Source organism: Escherichia sp. KCJ4928 (genome assembly GCF_004352695.1).
Classification (GTDB): domain Bacteria; phylum Pseudomonadota; class Gammaproteobacteria; order Enterobacterales; family Enterobacteriaceae; genus ECMA0423.
In genome coordinates this window covers 1-7107 of record NZ_SJWV01000193.1, presented here as the reverse complement: position 1 = coordinate 7107, position 7107 = coordinate 1, and the positions used below count along the sequence as shown (strand labels likewise).

Below are 7107 nucleotides of genomic sequence, written 5' to 3'. Positions count from 1 at the left end.
CAGTTATATGTAACAGATTATTACAAAGGACTTGTCTGAAAGTGCAAGATAGTGAACATTACCTGCCGTTTCCCCTCCCACTATAACAATTGCGCGTATGTTTTTTAGACATAACGCGAGAAAGCACCCCCGTTAATATGGGATGTAAAAAAAGAGGTAAAAGTGTCCACTGCAAACCAAAAACCAACTGAAAGCGTCAGTTTGAACGCTTTCAAACAACCGAAGGCGTTCTATCTCATCTTCTCGATTGAGTTATGGGAACGTTTTGGTTATTACGGCCTACAAGGAATTATGGCTGTTTACCTGGTTAAACAACTGGGTATGTCTGAAGCGGATTCAATCACCCTTTTCTCTTCCTTTAGTGCCCTGGTTTATGGTCTGGTCGCTATCGGCGGCTGGTTAGGTGACAAGGTACTGGGTACTAAACGCGTAATTATGCTCGGCGCTATTGTGCTGGCGATTGGTTATGCTCTGGTTGCCTGGTCTGGTCACGACGCCGGTATCGTTTATATGGGTATGGCGGCTATTGCGGTCGGTAACGGCCTGTTTAAAGCTAACCCGTCTTCTCTGCTTTCTACATGCTATGAGAAAAACGACCCGCGTCTGGACGGTGCATTCACCATGTACTACATGTCCGTCAACATCGGCTCTTTCTTCTCTATGATTGCTACGCCGTGGCTGGCCGCGAAATACGGCTGGAGTGTTGCGTTTGCGTTGAGCGTTGTAGGCCTGCTGATCACTATCGTTAACTTCGCCTTCTGCCAACGCTGGGTTAAACAGTACGGTTCAAAACCAGACTTCGAGCCTATCAACTACCGTAACCTGCTGCTGACCATTATTGGTGTTGTGGCACTGATCGCTATCGCCACCTGGCTGCTGCACAATCAGGAAGTTGCGCGTATGGCGCTGGGCGTTGTTGCCTTCGGTATCGTGGTTATCTTCGGTAAAGAAGCCTTCGCGATGAAAGGTGCTGCGCGTCGTAAAATGATCGTTGCCTTCATCCTGATGCTCGAAGCCATTATCTTCTTCGTGCTGTACAGCCAGATGCCAACGTCACTGAACTTCTTTGCGATTCGTAACGTTGAGCACTCCATTCTGGGTCTGGCCGTAGAACCTGAGCAGTATCAGGCACTGAACCCGTTCTGGATCATCATCGGTAGTCCGATTCTGGCCGCTATCTATAACAAGATGGGCGATACCCTGCCGATGCCAACCAAGTTTGCAATAGGCATGGTGATGTGTTCTGGTGCGTTCCTGATTCTGCCGCTGGGTGCGAAATTCGCGTCTGACGCTGGTATCGTGTCTGTAAGCTGGCTGGTCGCAAGCTATGGCCTGCAGAGCATCGGGGAACTGATGATCTCTGGTCTGGGTCTGGCAATGGTTGCACAACTCGTTCCGCAGCGTCTGATGGGCTTCATTATGGGTAGCTGGTTCCTGACCACTGCCGGTGCAAACCTGATTGGTGGTTATGTTGCGGGTATGATGGCTGTGCCGGATAACGTTACCGACCCGCTGATGTCACTGGAAGTTTATGGTCGCGTATTCTTGCAGATTGGTGTCGCTACTGCCATTATTGCAGTACTGATGCTGCTGACCGCGCCTAAACTGCACCGTATGACGCAGGATGACGCTGCAGACAAAGCGGCGAAAGCTGCTGTAGCGTAAAATTCAGGGAAACTCTTTTACAAGCCGCTAACTTTTCGTTAGCGGCTTTTTTTTTGTTCAGCAACGCACTACCATACTTTAAACCACAGACAAAAGGAGTTACCGATGAAATTGTTCTACAAACCGGGTGCCTGCTCTCTCGCTTCCCATATCACCCTGCGTGAGAGCGGAAAGGATTTTACCCTCGTCAGTGTGGATTTAATGAAAAAACGTCTCGAAAACGGTGACGATTACTTTGCCGTTAACCCTAAGGGGCAGGTGCCTGCATTGCTGCTGGATGACGGTACTTTGCTGACGGAAGGCGTAGCGATTATGCAGTATCTTGCCGACAGCGTCCCCGACCGCCAGTTGCTGGCACCGGTAAACAGTATTTCCCGCTATAAAACCATCGAATGGCTGAATTACATCGCCACCGAGCTGCATAAAGGTTTCACACCTCTGTTTCGCCCTGATACACCGGAAGAGTACAAACCGACAGTTCGCGCGCAGCTGGAGAAGAAGCTGCAATATGTGAACGAGGCACTGAAGGATGAGCACTGGATCTGCGGGCAAAGATTTACAATTGCTGATGCCTATCTGTTTACGGTTCTGCGCTGGGCATACGCGGTGAAACTGAATCTGGAAGGGTTAGAGCACATTGCAGCATTTATGCAACGTATGGCTGAACGTCCGGAAGTACAAGACGCGCTGTCAGCGGAAGGCTTAAAGTAATATCCATCGGCCCACAGGTCGTTGTGGGCCGAAATGAGATATTTCAGAGCTTTGTTGCGCTGAAGTAATGTTCTGGTTTGGCAATACGATCCTGAGCAGCCACCACTTGCAGCTCATATTCCTGCATTGCTTTGGTGGTCACCATGATTTCGTAGACTGCAGCGGTCACATGTTCCAGCGCCTCCTGCAGCGTTGCCCCCTGAAGCAGTTTCACCAGCAGTAAACCGCTCGTCACATCACCAACACCTACCGGCTGGCGCATACCAAAATCCACCAGCGGACGGCTGATATGCCAGGCTTCATCGGCGGTGACCAGCAGCATTTCAAAACGGTCACGGCTGTAGCCAGCTCGCGCCAGGTGTTTAACCAACACAATTTGTGGCCCTTGCGCAATGAGTTCGCGCGCTGCCAGAACCGCTTCTTCGACGTTATTTACCGCATGCTCACAGAGTATTTCCAGCTCAACCAGATTCGGCGCAATGATATCGCTGGCAGGCAAACCGTGCCGCACATGAAACTCTGCGACACCCGGTGCAACGATACAGCCTTTTTCCGGATGACCCATTACCGGATCGCAAAAATATTTCGCCTGCGGATTCGCGGCTTTCACCTGACGGACGATACCGAGGATATGTTCACCCTGCTCCGCCGATCCCAGATAGCCACTTAACACGGCATCACAGGTGTGTAATTTATCAATGGCGGCAATGCCTTGCACAATTTCGGTTAAATGGCTGGGCGGCATCACGCAGCCAGTCCATTTGCCGTATTGGGTGTGATTAGAAAATTGAACGGTGTTCAGCGGCCAGACGTTCGCGCCCAGGCGGCGCATAGGAAACTCTGCCGCACTGTTACCCGCATGACCATAAACAACGTGAGACTGGATAGCGAGAATATTTTTCATCATGTTCCCTGTATAAAAACCAGGGGGAGTGATTTCTCACTCCCCCTTTCCACTTAATGCATTATTTCCAGCAAATCAGACAGTAATTCTTTTTGCCGCGACGCAGTAAGGTAAAACGACCAAACAGACGATCTTCTTCTTTAAAGAAGTATTCAGGATCGGACTGTTTTTCACCGTTAATGGTGATGGCATTGGAGGCGATAGTTTTACGCGCCTGACCACGGGAAGGTTGCAGTTCAGAATCGACCAGCGCCTGCATCAGGTCTGCGCCCTTTTCCATCTCAACCATCGGTACGCCGTCCTGCGCCAGCTGTTCGAAGTCCGCTTCACTCAGCGCACTCAAAGAACCGCTGAACAGGCATTCGGTAATACGTTTTGCCGCCTGTAAACCTTCTTCACCGTGAACCAGACGAGTCACCTGCTCCGCCAGTACATACTGGGCGCGCGGTGCTTTACCGCTGTTTTTATCTTCTTCTTCCAGGGCGTTGATCTCTTCAATGCTCATAAAGGTGAAGAACTTCAGGAAGCGGTAAACGTCGGCATCCGCAGTGTTGATCCAGAACTGGTAGAATTTGTACGGGCTGGTTTTCTTCGGATCCAACCAGACTGCGCCGCCTTCAGTTTTACCAAATTTGGTGCCATCTGCTTTAGTGATCAGCGGAACGGTCAGGCCAAACACCTGATTCTGATGCAGACGACGGGTCAGGTCGATACCAGAAGTGATGTTACCCCACTGGTCAGAACCACCAATTTGCAGCACCACACCGTACTGTTTGTTCAGACAGGCGAAGTCATAACCCTGCAACAGGTTGTAGGAAAACTCAGTGAACGAAATCCCCTGATCTTCACGGTTGAGACGCTGCTTAACCGCTTCTTTGTTGATCATCTGGTTAACGGAGAAGTGTTTGCCAATATCGCGCAGGAAGGTCAGCACATTCATATTGCCGAACCAGTCATAGTTGTTCGCCGCGATAGCAGAGTTTTCTCCACAGTCGAAATCGAGGAACGGGGCAACCTGCTTACGGATTTTGTCCACCCACTCCTGAACAGTTTCTTCGGTGTTCAGCTTACGCTCGGCAGCTTTGAAGCTCGGGTCGCCAATCAGACCCGTCGCGCCGCCTACCAGCGCAACCGGCTTGTGGCCCGCCTGCTGGAAGCGTTTCAGGCATAACAATGGAACAAGATGCCCCAAATGCAAGCTGTCAGCGGTAGGATCGAAGCCGCAATAGAGCGCGATCGGGCCTTGCGCCAGTCGCTCTGCTAACGCTTCCTCGTCCGTCACCTGGGCTACCAGCCCCCGCTCTTGCAATTGTTTAATCAAGTTACTGCTTGCCATCAAAATCTCCATGTATATAACGACTGCACCTTTGCCGGTACACGACTTTTCGCCAGATGCGAAAGAGACATAGAATAAAGTGCCAGAATCAGGAGTACCAGCGATTAAAGCAAGATTTTTGCATCTTTTCAGGGTGCAAGACGATCAATCTTCCACGCATCATTTTCTCGCTGGTACAAAAAGCGGTCATGCAGGCGATGCTCACCGCCCTGCCAGAACTCAATCTGTTCAAGGCTGACGCGAAAACCGCCCCAAAAGCTCGGCAATGGCACTTCGCCCTGTTGAAACTTCTGCTTCAGCTCCAGGAATTTACTTTCAAGGATACCGCGGGCAGAAATGCGACTGGACTGCTTCGAAACCCATGCACCAATCTGGCTATCACGCGGGCGGCTATGAAAATATTTCATCACTTCGAGAGTCGAAAGTCGTTCTGCTTTACCGATCACCATCACCTGGCGTTCAAGGGTATGCCACGGGAACAGCAGGCTAACGCGCGGATTATTTTCAATTTGATGTGCTTTACGGCTACCGAGGTTGGTGTAAAACACCATGCCTTTTTCGTCGTAATGTTTGAGTAAAACGATGCGTTGATAAGGCTGAGCATGTTCATCCACGGTAGCGACCACCATCGCGGTAGGGTCTGCCAGTTTGGCTTCACACGCCTGAGAGAGCCAACGTTCAAAAAGGGTTAATGGATCGGCGGGAAGATCGCGACGGCGTAACCCGCCTTTGGTGTATTCACGGCGCAGATGCGCGATTTGCTGCAATTCGTCGTTATCAGACATGGTTTTCTTTACGGATTGTCAGTGGGTGACGCTATTGTGCGCCGCCCCTGGAAAAATCTCAACGCTGTGGATTTTGTAACTGACAGTTATTCAATACGATGCGGTCGCGTTTATAGACAGTCGCTTCATCGCCTTTCGACCAGAAAACATAGATTCCGTCAGTGTAACGTGCACCAGACGCTGAAATGCCCTGTTTGAGATGCAGTAGTTGATTATCGTAAACAAAACTGACTTCCTGGCGCGGATTATTCAGTTTGACCGTCAACGGTTTTTCATCACACTGGTATTCCAGCGTAGCGGTTTGCATGTGCTCAACCAGTTGATTGAACGCGCTACAGCCGGTGAGAAGCACCGGCAAACAGATCAGTAACAGTTTTTTCATAGACATTTCCCGAAGACTTTCCTGGTCTGGAGGGCAATACGCCCTCCCTAACGTTCCAAGTGTAACGGCAGACGCGGTAAGAAAAATTCAGTTAACTCTGATATCACGGGTTAGCAGGGAAAATAGCCCCCAGTACCGTCTCCTGGCTTGCGCCAGTGACGGAAGGCAGATTTCCTGGTAATCCCGCCAGCGTCCGCCAGGCAAGCCAGGCGAAAGCCAATGCTTCCATGTCATCGCCACTAATGCCAACGGCATCGGTGGTGGTGACTTCTGTGCCTGGCAGTAATGCCGCCAGACGCGCCATGAGTAGCGGATTACGACTACCTCCACCACATACCATCAATCGTTCGCAGCCACCGCTCAACAAAACTTGTTCAGAAATGGTCACGGCGGTGAGTTCTGCCAGTGTGGCCTGAACATCACGGGGATCAACACCCGGAAAATAGCGTAAATGGCGCTCCAGCCAGCCGTAGTTAAAGTATTCGCGTCCGGTGCTTTTCGGTGCAGGTTGCGAGAAATATGGGTCGCTGAGCATATTTTGCAGCAGTGGGAGAATAACTTTACCCGCCCGTGCCCACTCGGCATCTTTATCGTAAGGTTTACCGGCCTGACGCCAGATCCAGGCATCCATCAGCATGTTACCAGGACCGGTATCGTAGCCGCCAACCGGCTGCCCAGGAATGAGCAGTGACAGATTGGCGATGCCGCCAATATTGAGCACCATTCGTCGCTCGGTTGAGTGAGCCAGCAAGGCATGATGGAACGCAGGTACCAGCGGTGCGCCTTGTCCTCCCAAGGCAATATCGCGACGGCGAAAATCACCGACAACCGTAATTCCGGTGCGTGCCACAATTTGATTGTTATCGCCAATCTGTAAAGTGTGTGGTGCCACGCCCGTCGGTTCATGCCAGACGGTTTGACCGTGACAGCCGATCGCAACTATATCTCTCGCCTGCAGGTTTTGTTCCTTAAGCAAGGCATTGACCGCATCAGCAAAAAGTCGCCCGAGTTGAGTATCAAGCTGTCCAAACTGCGAAAGTGTAAGCTGCTGGCCCTGGCAAATATCCAGTACAGCCTGTTTCAGAGACACCGGGATCGGCCAGCTCAAGCTTGCCAGCTGTGCGACCCGGTGTTCATCTATTGTCGCCAACACAACATCAACACCATCAAGGCTGGTGCCTGACATAACGCCAATAAAGCGGCCCGATTTCATAGTTCATCCTTTTTCAATCTGACGTTTGCGCACCACTCAAACATAAACTTTTCGTGAATACCATGCGGAATGACCGATTTTTACCGTTGGTAGTAAAACATTATCTTCAAA

The 7107-nt window shown here is 50.9% G+C and carries 7 protein-coding genes; 2 read left to right on the top strand and 5 right to left on the bottom strand.

Annotated features, from left to right (window positions below):
* Positions 1 to 162: 162 nt before the first annotated feature.
* Both dtpA and gstA read left to right on the top strand, forming a co-directional pair.
* Positions 163 to 1665, top strand: coding sequence for a dipeptide/tripeptide permease DtpA (gene dtpA / locus E0D98_RS19820; protein WP_000100931.1), 1503 nt, complete (start codon positions 163 to 165; stop codon positions 1663 to 1665).
* A 105-nt stretch (positions 1666 to 1770) separates the two neighbouring features.
* A complete protein-coding gene (gene gstA / locus E0D98_RS19815) occupies positions 1771 to 2376 on the top strand; it encodes a glutathione transferase GstA (RefSeq protein WP_000765749.1) in 606 nt (201 codons plus the stop codon).
* Positions 2377 to 2419: 43 nt separating this feature from the next.
* Here the strand turns inward: gstA and pdxY are convergent, their stop codons facing one another.
* From pdxY to anmK, 5 genes are all read right to left on the bottom strand, one after another.
* On the bottom strand, positions 2420 to 3283 hold the full coding sequence (pdxY, locus tag E0D98_RS19810; protein WP_001307229.1) for a pyridoxal kinase: 864 nt from the start codon (positions 3281 to 3283) through the stop codon (positions 2420 to 2422).
* 58 nt (positions 3284 to 3341) lie between these two features.
* Positions 3342 to 4616, bottom strand: a complete 1275-nt coding sequence (gene tyrS, locus E0D98_RS19805) for a tyrosine--tRNA ligase (protein WP_001295400.1) — start codon at positions 4614 to 4616, stop codon at positions 3342 to 3344.
* Positions 4617 to 4744: 128 nt separating this feature from the next.
* On the bottom strand, positions 4745 to 5401 hold the full coding sequence (gene pdxH, locus E0D98_RS19800) for a pyridoxamine 5'-phosphate oxidase (RefSeq protein ID WP_001282313.1): 657 nt from the start codon (positions 5399 to 5401) through the stop codon (positions 4745 to 4747).
* Between the two features lie 58 nt (positions 5402 to 5459).
* Positions 5460 to 5789 (bottom strand): C-type lysozyme inhibitor, encoded by a 330-nt coding sequence (gene mliC / locus E0D98_RS19795; protein WP_000061968.1) that lies wholly within the window; start codon positions 5787 to 5789, stop codon positions 5460 to 5462.
* Positions 5790 to 5886: 97 nt separating this feature from the next.
* A complete protein-coding gene (anmK, locus tag E0D98_RS19790) occupies positions 5887 to 6996 on the bottom strand; it encodes an anhydro-N-acetylmuramic acid kinase (protein ID WP_032308187.1) in 1110 nt (369 codons plus the stop codon).
* Positions 6997 to 7107 lie beyond the last annotated feature (111 nt).